This is a genomic window from Phycisphaerae bacterium (genome assembly GCA_024102815.1).
GTDB lineage: Bacteria > Planctomycetota > Phycisphaerae > UBA1845 > UBA1845 > JAGFJJ01.
Genome location: JAGFJJ010000071.1, coordinates 1 through 20,164, shown reverse-complemented (window position 1 = coordinate 20,164; position 20,164 = coordinate 1). Strand labels below are relative to the sequence as shown.

Sequence of the window (20,164 nt, the reverse complement as noted above, 5' to 3'; positions counted from 1 at the left end):
GGATATTGCACCCGTATCCCAACGAGCGATTCTACGCCAAGCACCCGAAGTAGGAGCCGTATGCGGTAATTCCGCCTGTACGGATCTGTGCGGGGGCCCCGGGGCAACCCGGGGTCCTACCGCGACCTCGACGACACCGGGCGAAAAATATACGGAAAGCGCTACCGCGACCTGATGGAAGACCTTGACGAGGCGACGGCACACAACGACATCGGGCGTATTGAAAAGTTGAAGGCAGAATTGGAGAGCCTTGGGACTGAGCTTGCCAGCGCGACCGGTCTCGGCGGCCGGACGCGCCAAAAGACAGATGCCGACAAGGTCCGAAAGTCGGTGTCGATGGCGGTTTCGAGGGATATCGACCGGATTAAGGACCAACACATCGCGCTCGGCCGCCATTTGGCGGCATTCATCAATAGTGGTTACACGTTCCGCTATTCTCCGGAACCACCCGTCGATTGGGCGACCTGATCATCCTCGCACATTTCTTGGATGCCACACCCTTTGTGGCTTTGCCACATGAGTTGTGGCGCCTGCCTCTCGACCGAGAGACATAACCACCGGGTCATCATCGCTCACGAATAAGCGATCGCACAGTGCGCCGCGTCAAGGGGATGTTCTGCGCGCACATCGGATGCCCCGACAAGGTTGCATGCCTCCGGCCTCCGGAGGCTCGGATGCGCCCGGCACCCACCGGCGAGGCGGTACTCACCGCATACGCTCAGACGTTGGTAAGGATCAAAGCAAGGCAACTATCCCGAAAACCCGGATTCAGCAGGTCGGATCAAGATGATTTGGAGCAGGAACTGGCGATGCACCTGGTTCAGCAGGCGCGACATTACGACCCCCGCCGGGCATCGCCGAACACGTTCGCGGCACGCGTGATCCAGTCCAAGGTCCGCATGATCTTGCGTGACCGGAAACGACTCAAGCGCGCCGCCGGCTTCACCGCACAGTCACTGGATGCGCCGGTCGACCAAGGGCGGGGCGAATCAGATTCCCTCTGCAGTCAACTGACCGCCGCCGATCTCACCCGCCGGACCGGCGTTGAGCCGGAATCGCTCGAGCGCGCGGAAATTGTCTCCGACGTGGTCGAAACGGTCCGGACCCTTCCGCCGGATCTCCGGGACATCTGGCGGCGACTGATCGAAGGCAACATTTCCTCCGTTGCCCGCGACCTGGACATATCGCGCCCCCAAGTCCGCGACGCGATTGAACGCATTCGCCTTCACTTCGAGGCGCACGGTTTCGGGGATTCGGACGATTCCCGGACACCTGATCCGCCCACGGCATAGGTAACCAGTGTCGGCCTCCGGCGAGGCCGGCTTCGGAGATCGTCATGGCCACGGACACGTATCGATTCGAGTTTCGCATTCCCAACATGCTGTCCGACGCAGAGTTGACTCTGCACCTGGCACAGTACGCCATCGAGGGTCTGTACGGTGAGGCCCGCGTACGCCTGGAGAGTGACTACCGCGTGGATCGTGCTCGCGGGGCCATCCTCGTCGACGGAGGCAACGAGGTCGGCCAAGCAGTAGTCAAGGCCTACACACGGCTGCTGGCCCGGGAGTTCGGCGAAGAGGCTTTTCACGTGCGGCGGGTGGAGGCGGTCATTCCCGCAAGCACGGAGGGATGCGGCGCATGAGCCCGGGCGTTTCGCCATTCTCGCCGAGCATTCCTTGCACGAGCGACGCTTGCGATCGCATCGATAGTCCGGTCGGGCACAAGCATAGCGCTTGCACCCCCGATTTAACCGGCAAGAGTCTCCTCACTTTTTCGGCGCTGAACACGTTCCGCAACTGCCCGCGCAAGTACAAGCATCGCTACATCGACCAACTCCAAGGTCGAGAGAGGGCGGACACGCTGGCCTTCGGCAGTTTGATCCACGCGGCGCTGGAGACGTGGTACAGGGCCACGGACGACGCCGATCGGTTGTGGACCATCCTCGACGACCTCGACCGCGCCTATCCAAACCGCGCCGGCGACCCCCATGCGAAACGCACCTGGCAACTGGCGCGGGCGATGGTGAGCGGCTACGCCGCCCGCTATCCGCAGGAGGACTTCGAGGTCGTCGAGGTCGAAAAAGTCTTCCAGGCCGAGATCCGCAACCCGGATACGGGTCGACCCAGTCAGACGTTTGTTATGGCCGGTAAAGTCGACGGCATCGTGCGGCTCGACGGTGAGCTGTACCTGCTCGAGCACAAGACCGCCGGCTCCATCGACGCCAACTACCTCGACAAGCTGTGGACCGATACGCAGATCGCGCTCTACAGCCATTACCTCCGCGAATTGGGCTCCCCCATCGTCGGCGTGATCTACAACGTCTTGCTCAAGACGCGCATCCAGCAGCATGCGGGCGAGTCGCAGGAGGAATACGAAGCCCGTCGCGCCGTACTGGCCGCGAAGAACAAATCCGGCCGCTCCACGGCAAAGCGCCAGCTTCCCGAGACCGACGACGAATTCCAGGCCCGGCTGGCGGAATGGTACGCCAAGCCCGAGGCCTTCCATCGCGAGCGCATCTATCTCTCCGAAGATCGCCTGGCCATGCTCCAGGACGAGGTCTGGGAGATCACCCAGCAGTACCTGGATGCGCGGCGCCGCGGCAAATGGCTGCTGAATACGTCCAACTGCTTCTCGTTCCAGCGGCCGTGCGCCTACCTGCCGTATTGCCAATCGGGATTCAACCCCAACGTGCGTGACAACCTCTTCGAGATCCGCCCGCCCCACGAGGAGCTCGAGGGCCTCGATGACGCTGCCACAGGTGAGACGCTGGAGAACCCATTCTAAAGGAACAACCCATGCCCGTTGCACTACCCGCAGAACGAAGCAAGCGTGCCAATGACCTGGCCCAGCAGACCGTCCTGGTGTACGGAGCACCGAAGATCGGCAAGTCGACCTTCGCCAGCCAGTTCCCCGGGGCGCTCTTCCTGGAGTGCGAGCCGGGGCTCAACCAGCTCGAGGTCTTCAAGATCGCCACCTACACCTGGGACGACCTGCTGGCGGCCTGCAAGCTCGTGGCCGCGGGCGATCATCCATTCAAGACCATCGTCGTCGACACCATCGACAACGCCTTCAAGTACTGCACCGATCACGTCTGCGGCAAGCACGGCATCGAGTACGAAGGCGACATGGCGCACGGCAAAGGCTGGGCGCTGGTGAAGAACGAGTGGCATCGCGTGCTCACGCGGCTGGCGTCGCTGCCCTACGGGCTGGTGCTCATCTCCCACGCCGTCGACAAGACGGTGGAGACGCGCACGGGCGAGTACACACGTACGCAGCCCAGCCTGCCGGATCGGGCCCGCAACGTCGTGCTGGGCCTGGTGGACATCATCCTCTTCTGCGACACGCAGACGCGCAAGGATGCCTCCGGCAACGTCGTCGTCGAGCGCGTCATGCGCACCAAGCCGCATCCCACGTACGAGGCGGGCGACCGCACGGGCCGCCTGCCCGACGTGCTGCCGCTCTCCTACGAGTCCTTTGTTCAGGCTTTTGATTCCGCTGCTTCCGGCACTTCCCCGGCGGCCGGTGCAGCGGATGCGTCGACTCCGCCGGGCAAGATTCTCCACGGAAAGGCCAAGCCATGACCGACCATGCCAGCGCATTTGATTCGTCCGCGCCGAGCGACGACGCGGCCCCCGTTGATCTGTCCACGTACGACGAGGAGTACGCCGCGGCCGTGGCGGCGGACAGCGACGAGGTTCCCGACGGCAAGTACCAGGTGCGCGTGCAGACCGTGCGTGTCGCCCGCAGCCAGAAGGGCGATCCCATGATCAAGTGGGATCTGGTGGTCCATTCCGGCCCGCATGCCAACCGGCACATCTTCAAGAACGCGGTGATCACCCAGGCTTCGCTGCCCTTCGTGAAAGGCGATCTGAAGACGTTGGGTCTGGAGCTGCCCAGGTTCAGCGATCTTCCCGCGCACCTCGAGACGCTGCTGGACCGCACGCTGGAGGTCACCAAGCGCACGAAGGGCGAGTACACGAACGTGTACTTCAACCGCGCCGTCCAGGTGCCCATCGGCGAGCGAGTGTCCGACGTGGACGTGCCCTTCTAACCGGCGGAGGACGAATCACCGGTCACGGGTGGGGGCGGGGCGGCGCAGCCGGTGTGGAAGAGCGGGCCCCAGGGATCGCCGGGTGCGGGCCTCGCGCCGGTTGGCGACCGTCCCGCCCACCTTGGCGTGGAGCTGAATCATGACATTCCAAATCGTGATCGATTCCCGGGAGCAGGAGCCTTACGCGTTCACGTGTCCAGCGCAGTGCCGCAAGCTGGAGGCGGGGGATTACTCCGTCGAGGGCTTTCAGGACCGCGTGGCCGTGGAGCGCAAGAGCCTGCGCGACTTCGCTACAACCGTCGTGCACGACTTCCCCCGGTTTGCGGCGGAGCTGAAGAAGCTCGCCCGCATGGACGCGGCATGTGTCGTCGTCGAGGCCGACCTCGATCAGGTCCTGCGCGGCGCGCACGGGGAAGCGTTGCGTGGCACATCGCCCGGGACCTTACTGGGCAACGCGATATTCATCGCCGTTCATCATGGCGTGCCCGTCTACTGGTGCGGGAGCCGCCAGGCGGCGCGGGTCTTCACCGAGGCGTTCCTGCGAGCCTTCGCCCGAGATCGCGCCGGCAGTCGCGCAAGGGACGCGCTGCATGTCTGATCCCCTTCGCGGCATGGTGGAGCGCGTCTACCACGGCAGCCCCGGCTTTACCGCGGGCGTGCTCAGAACGGACGACGGGCGCAGCGTGCGCTTCGCCGGCAAGGTCTGCGTGAGTACCGGCGAGGCGGTGGCCCTGGTGGGTCGCTGGAGGAAGGATGCGAAGTACGGACCCCAGTTCGCCGTCGAGTTCGTCCGCTACGAGCTGCCCCGGAGCCCCGAGGGTCTGGTGCAGTACCTGGCCAAGCACCCGGCGTTCACCGGCATCGGTGAGGCCACGGCCCGGAGAATCGTGACGGCCGCGGGAAGCGCCGACGGGCTCGACCGCCTGCTCGCAGCGGACGTCAACGAGCTCCATCACGCCCTGCGAATCCCCATGGCGACCCTGGAGACCCTTCGCGACGCCTGGCGGGCCAACGCCGCCGAGAACGAGATTCGCTCCTACCTGGCCGGATTCGGGCTGACCCATCATCAGATGGAGACGCTTCTTACCACGTTCGGCAACGCCGTCGTCGGCCTCCTCCGCGCCGATCCGTACCAGATCATCAAGCACATCCACGGCTACGGCTTCAAGAAGGTGGACAAGATCGCCCGGGCCATGGGCACCCCCAAGGATCACCCGGGGCGCCTCGAGGCGGGCCTGCGCTACACGCTCCAGCAGGAGATCGACGGCGGCCACACCTGGACGGGTGGCGCCGACCTGATCGACAAAGCCAACGACACGTTGCTCCTGGACACCCTCGACAGCCGCGAGGTCATCCGCGGGGCGGGGGACCGATTGCTACGCGAAGGGGCGCTGGTCGCGCATGATAGCGCGGTCACCGTACCCGAGCTGCATGAAGCTGAGCGGCTCATTCACGCCACGCTTACCGAGCACGCCACCACGCTTCCGCCGCTGCTCGGCACCGGTGAGGCCATCGAAGGCCTCAGGTCCGGACAGGTCGATGCCTACCGCACGGCGCTGCGCCATGGCATCGCCCTGGTCGCGGGCGGGGCGGGGACGGGCAAGACGTACGTCCTGGCCCGACTGGCCCGCACGTTTCAGGCCGCGGGGCTTCGCATGGCCTTGTGCTCGCCCACGGGCAAGGCCGCCAAGCGTATCGAGGCGTCGCTTCGCGCCCAGGGCGTTGGTCTGGAGGCGAAGACCATTCACCGCCTGCTCCGCTATGACGGAACCCAGTTCCATTGCGGGAACCTGTCCACGGGGTGTGATGAGGACGCCGGCTACGACGTGGTCATCGTCGACGAAGTATCGATGGTCGACGTGGTATTGATGGCCGCGCTGCTCCGGCGCATCGACTTCACTCGGACGCGGCTCCTGCTGTTCGGCGATCACAACCAGCTGCCGCCCGTCGGTCCCGGCAACGTCCTCCGCGATCTGATTCAACATCGCCTGGTTCCGCAGGTGGTTCTGGACGAGGTCGTGCGCCAGGCGGGGGCGCTGAAGACCAACTGCTCGGCCATCCTGGATCAGACCATCGCGCCGACCACGGTCGGTGATCCGGCCTGGACGGTGGTGGATGTCTACCGCGATGCCCAGCAGATCCAGCTCTACCTGCGGGAACTGCTCCGGGAGCGTATTCCCCGGCGCCTGGGCCTCGATCCCGTGCGCGACGTGCAGGTGATCACGCCCACGCATCGTGGGCTACTGGGCACGCGCGTGTTGAACCCCCTCCTGCAGCGTCTGCTCAACGGCCAGGTCGAGGGACGCTTCGCCCCCGGCGACAAGGTCATTCAGACGACCAACGACTATGAGCGGGGCGTCATGAACGGCACCATCGGGTACGTACTGGGCTCCACGATCTCCGGGGGGTGGATCGTCGACTTCGAGGGCGTCGGCCCGGTGACGATCGAGGGGGATCGATTGCCCAACGTGCAGCTGGCCTACGCCCTCACGGCCCACAAGGCCCAGGGCAGTGAGTTCCCCTGCGCCGTCGTGCTCTGCCATCGCGCGCACTATTTTGCCGATCGCAACTGGCTCTACACCGCGGTCACACGGGCCGCGAGGTATTGCATCCTCATCGGCGATCGCTGGGGCCTGCGCGCCGCCCTGCGAAAGGACCAGGTCGTTCGCCGCCGCACGTTCCTGGATTTGTGGTCACGCGGAAAGGGGGACGGCATAGGTAACGACGGGGAGGGCGTGCATGGCTGAAGCCCCGGTCGTGATCGAGCCGCAGCATCTGGCCCGCGTGGTGCCGTCGTGCCTGCGCGCGCGGCGCCAGTGGGTCTGCTGGCGCTACGTGGAGCGTGACGGCAGGGTCACCAAGTGTCCCATTTGCCCCACGAAAGGCGGGCTGGCTTCGGCGACGGACCCGGCCACGTGGGGATCGTTCGAGCAGGCCTGCGCGGCGCTGGTGCGCTGCCCGGACCTGGCCGGCGTGGGGTTCGTGTTCACGGCGGACGATCCCTACGCGGGTGTCGATCTGGATAATTGCGTCGATCCCACGACGAATAAGCCCAAGCCCTGGGCGCAATCCTTCATCGATCAACTGGACAGCTACGCCGAGATCAGCCCTTCGGGCCGCGGCGTGAAGATCATTGTCCGGGCCGCCAAACCGGGCCCGCGCTGCAAGCGGGGATATGAGGACGGCGCCGTCGAACTCTACGACGCCGGCAGGTTCTTCACCGTAACGGGTCAGCGGGTGACGGACGCTTCCGGCGATGTCGAGGATCGCCAAGCGGAGCTCAACGCCCTGTACGAACGACTCTTCGGTTCGACAGTTGCGCAGGCTGCGGCGCCGGCGGCGGATGCGCAGGCCTCCGACAACGGTCGCGTGGTACTCGCCGATGAAGCAATCCTCCGCCTTGCCCAAGGCAACCGCAGATCGGGCGGCAAGTTCACCGACCTGTGGGCGGGGCGCTGGAACAGCCACTTCAACTCCCGCAGCGAGGCGGATTCGTCGCTGGTGTTCACGCTGGCCTTCTACACCAAGGACGCGGCGCAGATCGATCGCCTTTATCGACGCTGCGGCCTGATGCGCGAGAAGTGGGACGAACGGCACGGCCGGCAGACCTACGGCGAGATGACCATCGCCAAGGCCCTGCAGACGGTCACAGGGCAGTATCGACCGCGGAGGCGCCGTGCAGGGACGAACCGATTCACTCCAGACACGCCGCCCGCAAACTCCTCCCAACCGCAGATTCAAGGAAACGAGCGTCAACTGCGTGACATCCGCGCCGACGCCCTCCGCGCCCTGAGGGCAGCCAACGATCCTCCCCGGCTGTTTCGCCACGGGGATGGTGTCGCCCGCATCGAACTCGCTCGAAACGATCGCGACGCGTCCACACCCCACATCCAGCTGCTCGAGGCCCACGCCCTGCGCGGAGAGATGACCGACGCCGCCGACTGGTTCACGCTCAAGCACGATCGCCAGGGGGACCGACTCGAGCCCGATTTGCCGCCGCTGTCCGTGGCCCGCGACATCCTCGCCTTACCCGCTCTGGAGCTGCCTCCGCTTCTGGGCCTGATCAACTGCCCGGCATTTACGGGCGACGGTCATCTCGTGGTGGCCGACGGCTACGACGCCGAGAGCGGGCTATGGCACCATCGCACCGTGGCCGACCTTCCCGTCGTTCCGGAGCGACCCACTTCTCAGGACGTGGAAGCCGCCCGCGACATGCTGGTGGACATCATCGCCGAGTTTCCCTTCGCCGACGCGAGCAGTCTGGCCAACGCCGTGGCGCTGATGCTCCTGCCCTTCGTGCGGTACATGATCGACGGACCCACGCCGCTGCATGCCGTCGACGCGCCCACGGCGGGGACAGGTAAATCGCTGCTGCTCCAGGCCTGCCTGTGGCCGGGGCTGGGCCACGGCCTGGACATCCGCACCGGCGCCCGCGAGCCCGACGAATGGCGCAAGCGCATCACCTCGGAGCTCGCCGCGGGCAAGCCGGCCATCGGATTCGACAATGCGACCTCGCGGCTGGACTCCGAGCATCTCGCCGCCGTGCTGACCGCCACAGCGTGGACCGATCGCGTCCTCGGTCAGACGCGCATCGTCACCTTGCCGAATAGGGCCATGTGGGTGTGCACGGGCAACAACCTGGCCTTCTCCAAGGAAATCACCCGCCGGGTGGTGTGGATACGGCTCGATGCCCATATCGAATCACCGGAGAATCGAGCGGGCTTCCGTTATCCCAACCTGATCGCCGCCGTCCGCGAGCGCAGGGCGAGCCTTGTTCACGCGGGGTTGACGCTGGTGCGCGCCTGGCTGGCCGCGAGCCGTCCGCGGGGCGCGCGGACCATGGGCAGCTTCGAGGACTACGCCGCGATGCTCGGCGGCATCCTGGTCGTGGCCGGCGTTCCCGGCTTCCTGGGCAACGCCGACCAGCTCCGCCAGCGCGCCGACAACGAGACCGGCGAGTGGCGGGCGTTTGTTCACGTCTGGTGGGAGAAGTGGCAGAGCGCCTGGGTGGGCGTCAGCGAATTGGCCACGCTGCTGTGGGAGAGTGAAGGTCGACGCAGCGATCTGCTCATCGGCGTGGTCACGAGCGGGCGCGAGAGGGGCGCGCTCACGCAGTTGGGTATGCGCTTATCCCGGAAGCGCGACTGCGTGATTGGCGACTTGCGCATCGTCGTTGACGACCGTGGTGACCGCTGCGGCAGACTGCAGTACCGCCTTATCAACGCTGAAAACGATGATGGCCTGCAGACCTCGTGCAGACCTTCCGAAAAGGTCTGCACCAAGGTCTGCACGGATAACTATCATGATGACAATAGTTTAGATCAATCGTGCAGGCCTTGCATACCTTTTAACCTACCTCCCGGCGCATGCATAGGCGCGCGCACGCGCGCCTGCGAGATCGCACCAAGACCCGGAAAAAGGTCTGCAAGGTCTGCCGTGGATGCGCAAGTTGCTGATATGAAAGAACTTAATGTGGCAGACCTTGCCGCAGACCTTGAGCAGACCTCGTTCACCCCGCTCGGAAGGTCTGCGGCGCCGACCGTAAGCGACGCCGCTTGGTACGGCGGTCCCATCAACGGCCTTCCAGACCGGGTCATCGAGCTCGCCCGACGGCGGGATGGCTGGAGTCCATCCGCGTGGCGCGATCGTCTGCTCCAGCTTGCCGAACGCTGCCGGGAGACGGACAGCGCCACGGCAGCGATGTACAGGCAGGCCGCGCGACTGATCTGCCCCGAAGGAGGAGCGTCATGACCGTGGCCATGAATCGTCGAGCACCGTGGACGTTGCCCGCAGACCAGCAGGTCGCGTTCATCCGTTGGGCGTACGGCCTGTTCGGCCGAGCGCCGTGCGAGGACGATCTCCAACGCGAAATCCACGTCGCCCCCTTCTTCGGCTGCTACGGCCTGGCGGGCTACGTCATCACCGTGAACGGCAGTCCACCTCGGGGGACCATCATCGTTCAGCCGGCCAGCGCCGAGATGGTCGCCATGTGCAGTGGAGCGCTCGTCCGCGGTAGCGCTTCGGTCGAAGCCCCCCGCATCCACAAGAAGCGCTATGCCGAGGCCGTGAGATGGTTGGCGCGGCTTGGATTGCCCATTCCGGAGCGAGGGTGGTGAACCACGCGTCAATGGAACACCGCGACCCCGTTGCGCCGTGGGCGAGCGGGGGGCTCTCCCAGCGCAGACGTCCAACCGCGGGTCGATCGCGGCCCACGCGGCGTTTGTGGGCGTTGGGTGGCCGCGTGGCGGGCCGAGGCGGTCTGGGACGGAAGGTGGAAACGTGATTCGGGAAAACCAACGAACAAGGAGGTGAAACGATGGCTGGATTGATGGCTGGGCTGGCGACGCTGCTCTGCGCTACGGGGTTCGTGCTTGGCGGGTTCTACTTGGGCATCAGCTACGCCGAGCTGACCGGGCGCAGCGAGGCGAAGAAGGAGGCCGACGATGCAGGTTGAGCTGCGGCCGTTGGCCGAGATCAAGCCGTACGAAAAAAACCCGCGGGCCAACGACCAGGCGGTGGACGCCGTCGCGGAGTCCATCCGGCGGTTCGGGTTCCGGCAACCCATCGTCGTGGATGGCGACGGTGTGATTGTCTGCGGGCACACGCGCTGGAAGGCGGCGCGGAAGCTGGGACTCGAAAAAGTCCCCGTTCACGTGGCCAAGGATCTGACGCCGGAGCAAATCCGGGCCTACCGCATCGCGGACAACAAGACGGCCGAGCTGGCCGAATGGAATCTCGAGCTGCTGCCCATCGAGCTGCTCGAGTTGCAGGGCATGGGGCTCGATTGGTCGCTGCTGGGCTTCGACGCCGACGAGCTGGCGAAGATGCTCGACACGGACGTCAAAGAGGGCCTCACCGATCCCGATGATATTCCCGCACCACCGGACGAGGCGACGACGCAGGTAGGCGACCTGTGGGTGCTCGGTGATCACCGGCTGCTCTGCGCCGACAGCAGCAGACCCGAGGACGTCGATCGCCTGCTCGACGGTCAACCCGTGCACCTGGTGAACACGGACCCGCCGTACAACGTCAAAGTTGAACCGCGGTCGAACAACGCCATCGCCGCGGGGCTGTCGTCGTTCCCCGCTGCGGAGAGCGGCGCCAACGGCAAACGGCGCGGGCTGACCCACCACCAAGGTTTCGATCTGGCCCGTGGGCACAGCAAGGCCAGGAAGACGACGAAGCAGCTCCGCGCCAAGGACCGACCGCTGGCCAACGACTTCGTCACCGACGAGGCCTTCGACGCCATGCTCGACGCCTGGTTCGGCAACATGGCCCGCGTTCTCGAATCCGGCCGCTCGTTCTACATCTGGGGCGGTTATGCCAACCTGGGCAACTACCCGCCGTTCCTCAAGAAGCACGGACTCTACTTCAGCCAGGGCATCGTCTGGGACAAGCAGCATCCCGTGCTGACACGCAAGGACTTCATGGGCGCCTTCGAGATCTGCTTCTATGGTTGGCGCGAAGGCGCGGGCCATGCGTTCTTCGGTCCCAACAACGTGACCGACCTGTGGCACGTCAAGAAGGTCAACCCGCAGTCCATGATCCATCTCACCGAGAAGCCCGTCGAACTCGCGGTGCGGGCCATGCAATACTCATCGCGGGTCGGTGAGAACGTGTTGGATTTGTTTGGGGGAAGCGGGTCGACGCTGATCGCCGCGGAGCAGACGCAGCGGCGTGCCTACTTGATGGAGCTCGATCCGCTCTACTGTGATGTGATCGTCAAGCGCTGGGAGCAATTTACAGGCAAGTCGGCGGAGCGACTGTGCAGCGCAGAAGTATGAGAATAGGCGGATCTGTATGAGAATACGCAACCATGAATGAGGGTATAGGCATGGTTCCTTCCCAGACTACCCAAAGCCCGCGGGTCGCCGCATCGGGCGTCTTTTACAAGCAAGAGGCAAAACAGGCAAGTAAGTGATATGCCGCAAGCCGATGCAGCTTCGCCGCCCCTCGACGCCGCCGCCCGCGTGGATAGCGACCTGGTGGCCAAGGCCTATCGCAAGGTCTTGGCACATGAAGAGCTGACCCGCCAGGAGCGCGATGCCCTGCGGCGGCATGAGAAGGCCAAGGAGGAGCGGCTTCGCTGGCAGCATTACTCAAGCATCCCCCAGAAGCATTGGCGGCAGATGTCCGGCCGGCAGACGAAGATCCTGAACGAGCAGGCCGAGCGTTACGGCATCCCCTTCGGCGGCCGCTTCATCGATCTGCCCAAGGTCGTGCGGGCCCTGCATGACTTCCTGGCGACCAACAAGTACCGCCTCGCCAGCGAATCGGACGACATGCTCCAGGGCGGCTCCAGCCCGGCGCTGGAGCGCTACCGCACCGAGCGGGCCGAACTGGCCCGACTGGACCGCCTCGAGCGACAGCGGCAGCTGCTCCCGCGTGACGAAATCCGCGAAGCGCTGGGCCAGATCGCCTCCATCCTGCGGGAAGCCGGCGAGTCCCTGCAGCGGCAGTTCGGGCGCGCCGCGGCCGAGGTGCTCTACGAAGCCCTCGATGACGCCGAACGCGAGATTACGAGGACGCTGGGCAGCGAGGCCGAGGGTCAGGCAACAGGTGATGGGAAGAAGCCACGAAGCGACGAAGCCACGGAGCCACGAAGGGGAGAGCAGGAAGCGATAGATTCGAAGAATCGGACGGACGAAACCGCGTGCCAAAGCGATGCATCCGACGCTTGATGATCTTAAGTCCTTCCTGGCACAGGCCCGACCCCGGCCCTTGCGCAGCATGCGGGCCTTCGCCGAGGCAGAGATCATCATTCCCGATGGACCATTTGCCGGACGGCGGTTCCGCTGTTCGCGTCAGCCGTATACGGGTCTTTGGTTCGACGCCGTGGACTCCGGCCAATGGTCACGCTGCGTGGCAACAGGGCCCACGCAATCGGGAAAGACGCTCTCCTGCTTCGTGATTCCGCTGCTCTTTCACCTGTTCGAATTGCAGGAGACGGTGATCTGCGGACTGCCCGACATGGACATGGCGGGTGACAAATGGCGCGAGGACATCCTGCCGGCCATCGAGCGTTCGCGTTATCGTGAACTGCTCCCCCGTCGTGGCGGCGGAAGCCGCGGCGGCCGCGTGGAATCCCTCCAGTTCGCCAACGGCGCGACGCTGAAATTCATGTCGGGTGGCGGCGGCGACAAGAGCCGCGCGGGTTTTACCTCGCGCGTCGTGGTTATCACCGAAACCGATGGCATGGACCAGGCCGCGGCATCCAGCCGCGAGTCGGACAAGATCACCCAACTGGAGGCCCGCACACGGGCCTATGGCAATCGAAAACGCATCTACATGGAGTGCACGGTCTCGACCGAGCAGGGCCGCACCTGGCAGGAATACAAGAGCGGCACCCAGAGCCGCATCGGGTTGCCCTGTCCGTACTGCCCCGCCTGGGTATCGCCCGAGCGTGAGCATCTCACCGGCTGGCAGGGCGCCATTGGCCAGGCCGAAGCCCGACGCGTGGGGGCATTCTCCTGCCCCAACTGCGGCCAGGTCTGGAGCGATGTGGACCGGGAGAACGCCAATCACAGCGGGCGTCTGCTCCACGCGGGACAGTCCATCGACGGCGAGGGGGAAGTTGAAGGGCTGCCGCCGCAGACCGATACGCTGGGCTTCCGCTGGTCGGCGGTGAATAACCTCTTCCTGACCGCGGGGGACTTTGCCGCCGACGAATGGCGTGCGGCGCATGCCCCCGACGAGGACAACGCCGACCGGGAGATGCGCCAGTTCGTATGGTGCGTGCCCGTGGCGCCATCCAAGTGGTCCGAGACGGCGCTGGAGGCCACGGAACTGGCGGCGCGGATGATCGCCCTGCCCAAGGGCATCGCCCCACCCGAGACGAAATTCATCACTGCCGCCGTGGACCTCGGCAAGTACCTCATTCACTGGATCGTCGTGGCCTGGTCGGAGGGCGCCACGGGCCACATCGTCGATTATGGGCGCATTGAAGTGGCCAGCGAGGATGTGGGCGTCGAACAGGGCGTGATGCTGGCCCTGCGCGAGTTCCACGACATGGCCACCACCGGCTGGCCGGTGGGCCATGCCGAGGGCAAGACGATGGTTCCGCAGCAGGTGTGGATCGACGCCGGCTACCAGGGACCGGTCGTCTATGCCTTCTGCCGCCAGGTGGGTGATCGATTCCGGCCGGCGGTCGGTCGCGGCGCCGCGCAGCAATATCGGCAATGGTACAACCGCCCCACGAGCACCGGGAATGTGGTCAAGGTTCTGGGTGAGGGGTACCACGCCAACCTACTTACCGCCGAAGGCCTGCTTCTCGTCGAGGTGGACGCGGACCAATGGAAGAGCTGGGTGCATGCCCGTTTGAGCACACCCATCGATCGGCCCGGGGCCATGACGTTGTATCGGGGTACGCCCAAGGACCACATCGCCTTGGCCAAGCACCTGACCGCTGAGACGAAAACCGAGCAGTTCGTGGCCGGCAAGGGCGTCGTGGCCAAGTGGGAACGCCTGCGGCGGCAGAACCATTGGTTCGACGCGCTCTACAACGCCTGTGCCGCGGCGCACGCCTGTGGCGCCCGGCTGGTGGAGCCGGACGTCGAACGCCGGTCGGAGCCCGAGGATTATATCGAGGTCGGAAGCGTGTTCGGGCCGACCATTACCGAGCGGATCTCCCAAGCTTATGACCGGTTCACGGACATCCTGCATCGCAACCGGCAATGATGGATGTCGTATTGGGCGTCGGGATGTCCCACATCGAGGCCGCCCGTCGACGAGTGTGATTCTCGAGCGTTCGTCGTGGGGAGGCTTTTCTGCCGGAGAAACGCCCCGGCGTGACCGAGGCGTGAGAGGTGGGATGGTGATGCGGGCCGCTATCCGTTGTGCTCGAACTGCCCACGATCGACCTTGCGGAAGCGGGCGTCCTTGCCCTTGGCGGTGATCTCGCGTTGCATGGCGGCGTAGAGCGTCGCGTGCGGCGTTTTGCCGTTGGGGCTGGACCACAGGCCCTGCTCGGCCATTGCGGCGATCAGTTCCTGCGCCCGCATGGGCTTGCCCGCGGCCTTGAGCACCTGGGCGGCGGCGTCTAGCGCGCTGACGCGCTTGGGCTTGAGGGTCGTCTCGACCTTGGTGCCCTTGGCGCTGGCGTTCTTCGTAGCGGCCTTTGCTGCACTTGCCTTCTTGGCGGCGCGCTTCGTCCTCTTCGACCCGGTCTTCTTCGTCGTAGCCATCGCTTATCTCCTTCGTTTAGTGACTGCCACGCCGACGCGACGCGGCCAAGTGTTCTTGAATCTCGTGCCTTTGCAACCTGCTCAATCGGCGTAAATGGTCTCGGCCAAGCCGGCGACCAGCAGGTCGACGATTTCCTCGGCAACCGGTGTCGTCGGCCGAACGTCCCAGCCGCGGTCGAAATTGGCCACCACCGCGCGGTCGGCGCTACGCTGGACCCAGAGCTTGGAAATGCGGCTCGCGTCCAATTCGTACTCGGGATAGGCGGCATGCTCGGGAAACACGAGCGCTTCGAATCGGTGGCCAGCGATGTTGCCCATCACCCACGAGCCACCGGCGTCGCGTTCTTGCACCTTGGTGATCTTCAGCGTGTCCAGCAGGTCCGCCGGTTCGTCGTTCGTCATCATGTTCTTCTCCGCGTTCGGTACGCCCCATGCGTACACCCACATGAGGGCAACTGTCGCCAACGGAATCAAGCTAATTCCCGGAGAATTCCCGCCATTGCGTTGGTCCAAGGAGGGCCGCATCGATGTGCTTTCAAGACAAGCCTGAATCACCCAAACGCCGCCTGATGACCGTCACCGTCGAGCGCCCGCGCTGCCCGCAATGCTGATCCGGCTCCGCTTCCGCATGGGACTGCTGTCATCAGAGGCTCAGATACCCCAGTCATGATCGCTTTATTCTCGTGCCGTCTCGTCTCTTAACTCCTGACGCGAATGAAGATTAGGGATCGCAGCCTAACATCGCAATGGAGTCCGACTTTCGGAAAGCCAGAGGAAATCGGAGGTGATACTGCCACTGCCCCAAGAAATCCTTGAGCGCGCCGATCGGAAAAGGCATATCAGAATCTCGAGCGGCAATGCGGGCAGCTGAAGTTCTTGTCAGTCTACTGCTGCCTATTCGACATTTCTGATTGACTCGGCTACCCAGAATGGGTACCCTCATCGCCACACACCACTTACCTGTGACGTTTGGCTCCGCCGGTGACATAGATGGGAGGCACCTTGATCTCTTCCAAGAAGCTCAACTCCACGAGTGGCATGAGCAGATCGCATCGACCTACAGTCGTGATAGGCGTCATTGCATCGGTTCTGGCGTTGACGAACGACGCTTCCGGATCAGGTGGCGGTGGTGCCGGGCCCGAAACACCGCTCCCGTTTTACGCGATCGTCTATCACCCGGATGAACAAGTCTTCTGGGTTGATCTCAACATCTTCGATCCGGTCTACGGCGATCCCGACCTGCCGCCGCCAGAGCCCGATTGGGCGGTCGCGACCAACAGTATCTTTGGTATTGATGAACTTCTTCTCGAGGTAAGCGATTACGTTGTCGGCCCCGACGACCTTCTCGGCGACCTCGATCTCGATGGAGCGGTGACGATCCAGGAAATCGTCGAACTCATAGTGGTCCTTACTCCCCCGACTGTACCGTCCCCACTTGACGATGGTGAAGGCGGCGATTTGGCCGGATACTCGATTGACCTGCCCCCGAACGACGTCCTTTGCCCTGTCGCGATTCTTTGCACAATCGATGAGATTTCAGAACGCTGCCCACCAGAGATCGACCCCATTTGGGTCCCTTGCGGCGGAGACGATCCGTGCCCGCCCGGTTCAGATCTGTGCTGTGGCGTACAATGTGCTCGATGCGAGTCCTGCTCGAACGGAGAATGCGCCCGGATCCCATGTTGCGATGTGCCTTGTGATTTGTGCGAAACATGCGTCAATGACATTTGTGTTCCCAATCCCGACCCTTGCTGCGGCGTCATTTGCGATCCCTGTTCCTCGTGCGTCGGTGGCGGTTGCACTCTGCCCGATCTTTGCTGCGGCAAGTCCTGTCCTCCCTGCCAGCGATGCGAAGACGGGAATTGTGTCCAGGACGACCCCTGTTGCCGGAAAGTCTGCCCAGACTGCCAATCCTGCCAGAATGGCGTCTGCGTTCCCGATGACCTCTGCTGCAACCATCCGTGCGAGGATTGCGAGAGGTGCCGCCTTGGTCAGTGCATTGAGACCGATCCCTGCTGCGGCAAGACGTGCCTTCCCTGCGAAACATGCGAAAACGGCATTTGCATCAAGCCCGATCCCTGCTGCGGCAAAATCTGCAACGACTGTCATTCGTGCCAAAACGGAACTTGCGTGCCGGACTCCGGCTGTTGCGGCCAAGAGTGCGCGGCCTGCCATCGCTGTTCCGGCGGCGAGTGCATCTGGGAATGCAACTCCGGGGACTCCTGCTGCAACAGCAGGTGTTGTTCCGGGAGTTGCTGCGGGGATTCGTGCTGCCCGGCCGGTCGCGTTTGCTGCGGTGAGCAATGCTGCCCGGTGAGCGGTCCGGCCTTCTGCTGCCCCGGAGCGCCCGGCGGGTGTTGCCGGGCCGGTACCAACTGCTGCGGCAACGGAGAGTGCTGCGAAGAGGAATGCGAAGGCTGCCTCGATAATGGCACGCTCGCAGGGGGTATAATAGAGGTGGAGCCGCCGATGGTGTGCATCGGCGATGCGATGACTTTTTCCGTGAGCGGGATCGTGGACAGCGGAGGCATCAAGCGCGTGGAATGCTCGGCCAGTGAGGCCATCCCGCCGGTGACGCCGACGTATGCGTGGACGTGCACGCTTCCGCCATTGCCGCCGTCGCATACGCCGCGGACACAATCCGGGTCGGGATCTTCCATCGCCATCACGGCCGACGCGCCCGGGGTATATAGCTGCTCGGTCACGGCGACGGCCGAGCGGGAATGCCCGCCCGAGCCAACTACTATTGGTCCGGCTGAGTGTGTGACGCCGGACGATTACCAGACGGTCGAGATTCTATACAAGACCTTCATCTCGTGCGAGGTGGCCGGCCCAACTCCCCCAGATTTTACGCTTTATGATTTCTTTCGCGGAGATAATCGCGGGTTCGGGTATGGATTCGGTGCGTCTCAAAGCCGAACATACCAAAAATCGACCATTACCGTGGACCCAACTGTTCCACAGCGCCAGATAGGCTTATTGACTCAAGTTATCAATATCTCCCAGGGTTTCGACGACAGCCCCACCGGCTCGGACGTTGTTCCTCTGATAATACCGACTTGTGGCGGACAGTGTTCATATGGATTCGTTCAAGGGGCCACGCCGGAATGCTCAGGTTCGACGCCTGATCCAGTAGGCACTGGTTTGCTTGCCATCACAATTACGCCCCTCGACCATTTAACCGTGCTCGTTTATTACATGAACCGAGCACAGGACCAGTGCGAGACGTTCGTCCCGGGAATTGATATTGACTTAAACATCCTGTTCCGGCAACGGTGTGTGGACGGCGCGCTCCAACCATTGGAGTACAAAGCCAATGGATCCTATGACGGATATCCTTGGCACGAGCTCTATCTGAATGGCGTGCTTGTGTTCTCGCACGATCCCTGCTTAACGGGTGAGGGTCCAATGTCTATGTTCCCTCCGGCTGAACATAGGTTTGAAGCAAATGAAGAAGGGCTCCCGACACCGCTGGCAGATTGGCAGCCCGTTCCGTAGCGGCATCAGTTATTCGATCTTCCGATGGAGGAGCGTTATTATGGATCAATATATGGCCGCGATGCTATGTGCGCTAAGCCTTCTCTCGGCAATCGCACCAAAGAACCCGCACGTATTTGAAGACGCAGTCTCTCAATTCAGGGAGGGAAATGTATCGGCGGCGAAGGCGGAGATCAATCGTCTGCCGGATGAACAAATCATTCGTCAGGGGATTGAGTACTATGAAAAGGAGAATCCGGCCGATCCGGGCGTACAACGCTTCGTCATTCAGACACTCGTTGAGCATTACGCCGCCAAGATGCCCGAGGGTTTCGATTTCCTCCAGAATCACGTCAACGACAATTCGGCTCAGGACCTTGTCTGGGCTGGGCTTCTGGCTGTGGACGAAGAGCGGCGTGGCGACGCGGCCAGCGTAATAGGACAAGCCCTCGTCCAGGCGCCTCGTCCCAAGAATACGGGCGAGGTTCTATCAGCGTTGGCTTCATGGAAGGGTGGTGCGAAGGGGGCACTTGCGGGCATAGCGACTGTATTCGAGGATCGTAACGAATCGCCCCGGATACGGTCGCTCGCTGCGCAGGCCATGCTCCAAATCGGGCCGGTTTCGCGCGCCATGCAGCATTTCAGGCCTGAGGACCGCGGCATTGTTTTGGGGCCACTTGGATACGTCGGAGGGACGACAGCGGGTAGGTTTGACGCGGATCAGGACGAGCGGGCCAAAGCGCGCGAATATGTCCGGGAAGCGCTGGATGATCCTGATCGAGAGACAAGAGAATTGGCGTTTCAGGTGCTACCGTACGTGTTCGGTGAGGATTTCGTTGTAGGTGACCCTAGCGGTGGATTTCGAATCAATCCAGAGTTCGAGGCTATTGTTCGACAAGTGGCAAACCACGATCCGGAGGAATCCCTGCGGGAGCACGCGCAAGGGGTTCTCAATACACTCGATCGCCGATTGGAAAAAGCTATCCGCATGCGTGAAAATGGGGTCGGTAAGAATGCTCCTCAGTCAGGAAAGTGACATGCGGCACCTGACTCGCAGACGGCCAGTGCTTTTACACTGATTGCTGCGGGCCGGGGGGCGGGCTGCCGGATTTTCGGCAGCAAGTCCGTATTCTCCGGAAAACTCTGCTGCGCAGAAGGAACTGAGTGCTCTGGCGGCACGAGTTGGTGCGATCTGGCCAATTGCTGCCCGAGCGGCGAATGCTGTCCGACCACCCGCGAAGTATGCCCTGAGCCCGGGACACTATCGGGGGGTATAATCGAGGTGGTACCGCCGGTGGCTCGTTGACGCCATGATCATCTTCCCGGTCAGCAGCTTTTCGCGCCACCGACGGAGATTGTCAGCCCCTTCGATCTCATGCAATGCGGTTGTTGCTGGTCTTCCTCGGTTCGCTTGGCAACTATTTCTTAAACGTGGATCCACACCCGAAAATCA

General features: G+C 63.5%; 19 protein-coding genes. 16 read left to right on the top strand and 3 right to left on the bottom strand.

Features of this window, described 5'->3' with window-relative positions; translation table 11 throughout:
• Positions 1–174 precede the first annotated feature (174 nt).
• The 14 genes from J5J06_18110 to J5J06_18045 all read left to right on the top strand — a co-directional run bounded on the left by J5J06_18110 (position 175) and on the right by J5J06_18045 (position 14,728).
• Positions 175–468, top strand: a complete 294-nt coding sequence (locus tag J5J06_18110; GenBank protein MCO6439012.1) for a hypothetical protein — start codon at positions 175–177, stop codon at positions 466–468.
• A gap of 206 nt (positions 469–674) precedes the next feature.
• A complete protein-coding gene (locus J5J06_18105) occupies positions 675–1,292 on the top strand; it encodes a sigma-70 family RNA polymerase sigma factor (GenBank protein ID MCO6439011.1) in 618 nt (205 codons plus the stop codon).
• 44 nt (positions 1,293–1,336) lie between these two features.
• Positions 1,337–1,642 carry a hypothetical protein gene (locus J5J06_18100; GenBank protein ID MCO6439010.1) on the top strand — a complete coding sequence of 102 codons (306 nt, stop codon included), beginning with the start codon at positions 1,337–1,339 and terminating at the stop codon, positions 1,640–1,642.
• Positions 1,639–2,784, top strand: a complete 1,146-nt coding sequence (locus tag J5J06_18095; GenBank protein ID MCO6439009.1) for a PD-(D/E)XK nuclease family protein — start codon at positions 1,639–1,641, stop codon at positions 2,782–2,784. The genes J5J06_18100 and J5J06_18095 overlap by 4 nt, the downstream gene beginning before the upstream one ends.
• Before the next feature lie 11 nt (positions 2,785–2,795).
• A complete protein-coding gene (locus J5J06_18090; GenBank protein ID MCO6439008.1) occupies positions 2,796–3,581 on the top strand; it encodes an ATP-binding protein in 786 nt (261 codons plus the stop codon).
• Positions 3,578–4,051: a DUF669 domain-containing protein gene (locus J5J06_18085; protein MCO6439007.1), complete on the top strand. Its 474-nt coding sequence runs from the start codon at positions 3,578–3,580 to the stop codon at positions 4,049–4,051. The genes J5J06_18090 and J5J06_18085 overlap by 4 nt, the downstream gene beginning before the upstream one ends.
• Positions 4,052–4,190: 139 nt before the next feature.
• Positions 4,191–4,649 (top strand): ERCC4 domain-containing protein, encoded by a 459-nt coding sequence (locus J5J06_18080; protein MCO6439006.1) that lies wholly within the window; start codon positions 4,191–4,193, stop codon positions 4,647–4,649.
• On the top strand, positions 4,642–6,798 hold the full coding sequence (locus J5J06_18075; GenBank protein MCO6439005.1) for an AAA family ATPase: 2,157 nt from the start codon (positions 4,642–4,644) through the stop codon (positions 6,796–6,798). The genes J5J06_18080 and J5J06_18075 overlap by 8 nt, the downstream gene beginning before the upstream one ends.
• Positions 6,791–9,802, top strand: a complete 3,012-nt coding sequence (locus J5J06_18070; protein MCO6439004.1) for a hypothetical protein — start codon at positions 6,791–6,793, stop codon at positions 9,800–9,802. The genes J5J06_18075 and J5J06_18070 overlap by 8 nt, the downstream gene beginning before the upstream one ends.
• Positions 9,799–10,167, top strand: a complete 369-nt coding sequence (locus J5J06_18065) for a hypothetical protein (protein MCO6439003.1) — start codon at positions 9,799–9,801, stop codon at positions 10,165–10,167. Before J5J06_18070 ends, J5J06_18065 begins: the two co-directional genes overlap by 4 nt.
• 200 nt (positions 10,168–10,367) lie before the next feature.
• A complete protein-coding gene (locus J5J06_18060) occupies positions 10,368–10,505 on the top strand; it encodes a hypothetical protein (GenBank protein MCO6439002.1) in 138 nt (45 codons plus the stop codon).
• On the top strand, positions 10,495–11,835 hold the full coding sequence (locus J5J06_18055; GenBank protein ID MCO6439001.1) for a ParB N-terminal domain-containing protein: 1,341 nt from the start codon (positions 10,495–10,497) through the stop codon (positions 11,833–11,835). Before J5J06_18060 ends, J5J06_18055 begins: the two co-directional genes overlap by 11 nt.
• 138 nt (positions 11,836–11,973) lie before the next feature.
• On the top strand, positions 11,974–12,732 hold the full coding sequence (locus J5J06_18050) for a hypothetical protein (GenBank protein ID MCO6439000.1): 759 nt from the start codon (positions 11,974–11,976) through the stop codon (positions 12,730–12,732).
• Positions 12,716–14,728, top strand: coding sequence for a phage terminase large subunit family protein (locus J5J06_18045; GenBank protein MCO6438999.1), 2,013 nt, complete (start codon positions 12,716–12,718; stop codon positions 14,726–14,728). Before J5J06_18050 ends, J5J06_18045 begins: the two co-directional genes overlap by 17 nt.
• Positions 14,729–14,877: 149 nt before the next feature.
• Here J5J06_18045 and J5J06_18040 read toward each other — a convergent pair whose 3' ends face one another.
• From J5J06_18040 to J5J06_18030, 3 genes are all read right to left on the bottom strand, one after another.
• Positions 14,878–15,234, bottom strand: a complete 357-nt coding sequence (locus J5J06_18040; GenBank protein MCO6438998.1) for a winged helix-turn-helix domain-containing protein — start codon at positions 15,232–15,234, stop codon at positions 14,878–14,880.
• Between the two features lie 81 nt (positions 15,235–15,315).
• Entirely contained in the window at positions 15,316–15,639 is a 324-nt protein-coding gene (locus J5J06_18035) for a hypothetical protein (protein MCO6438997.1), read from the bottom strand.
• A gap of 1,203 nt (positions 15,640–16,842) precedes the next feature.
• Positions 16,843–17,343 (bottom strand): hypothetical protein, encoded by a 501-nt coding sequence (locus J5J06_18030; protein ID MCO6438996.1) that lies wholly within the window; start codon positions 17,341–17,343, stop codon positions 16,843–16,845.
• 360 nt (positions 17,344–17,703) lie between these two features.
• On the opposite strand from J5J06_18030, the gene J5J06_18025 reads away from it, so the two are divergent.
• Both J5J06_18025 and J5J06_18020 read left to right on the top strand, forming a co-directional pair.
• Positions 17,704–18,732, top strand: coding sequence for a hypothetical protein (locus J5J06_18025; protein ID MCO6438995.1), 1,029 nt, complete (start codon positions 17,704–17,706; stop codon positions 18,730–18,732).
• On the top strand, positions 18,683–19,747 hold the full coding sequence (locus J5J06_18020; protein MCO6438994.1) for a hypothetical protein: 1,065 nt from the start codon (positions 18,683–18,685) through the stop codon (positions 19,745–19,747). The genes J5J06_18025 and J5J06_18020 overlap by 50 nt, the downstream gene beginning before the upstream one ends.
• Positions 19,748–20,164: the final 417 nt, after the last annotated feature.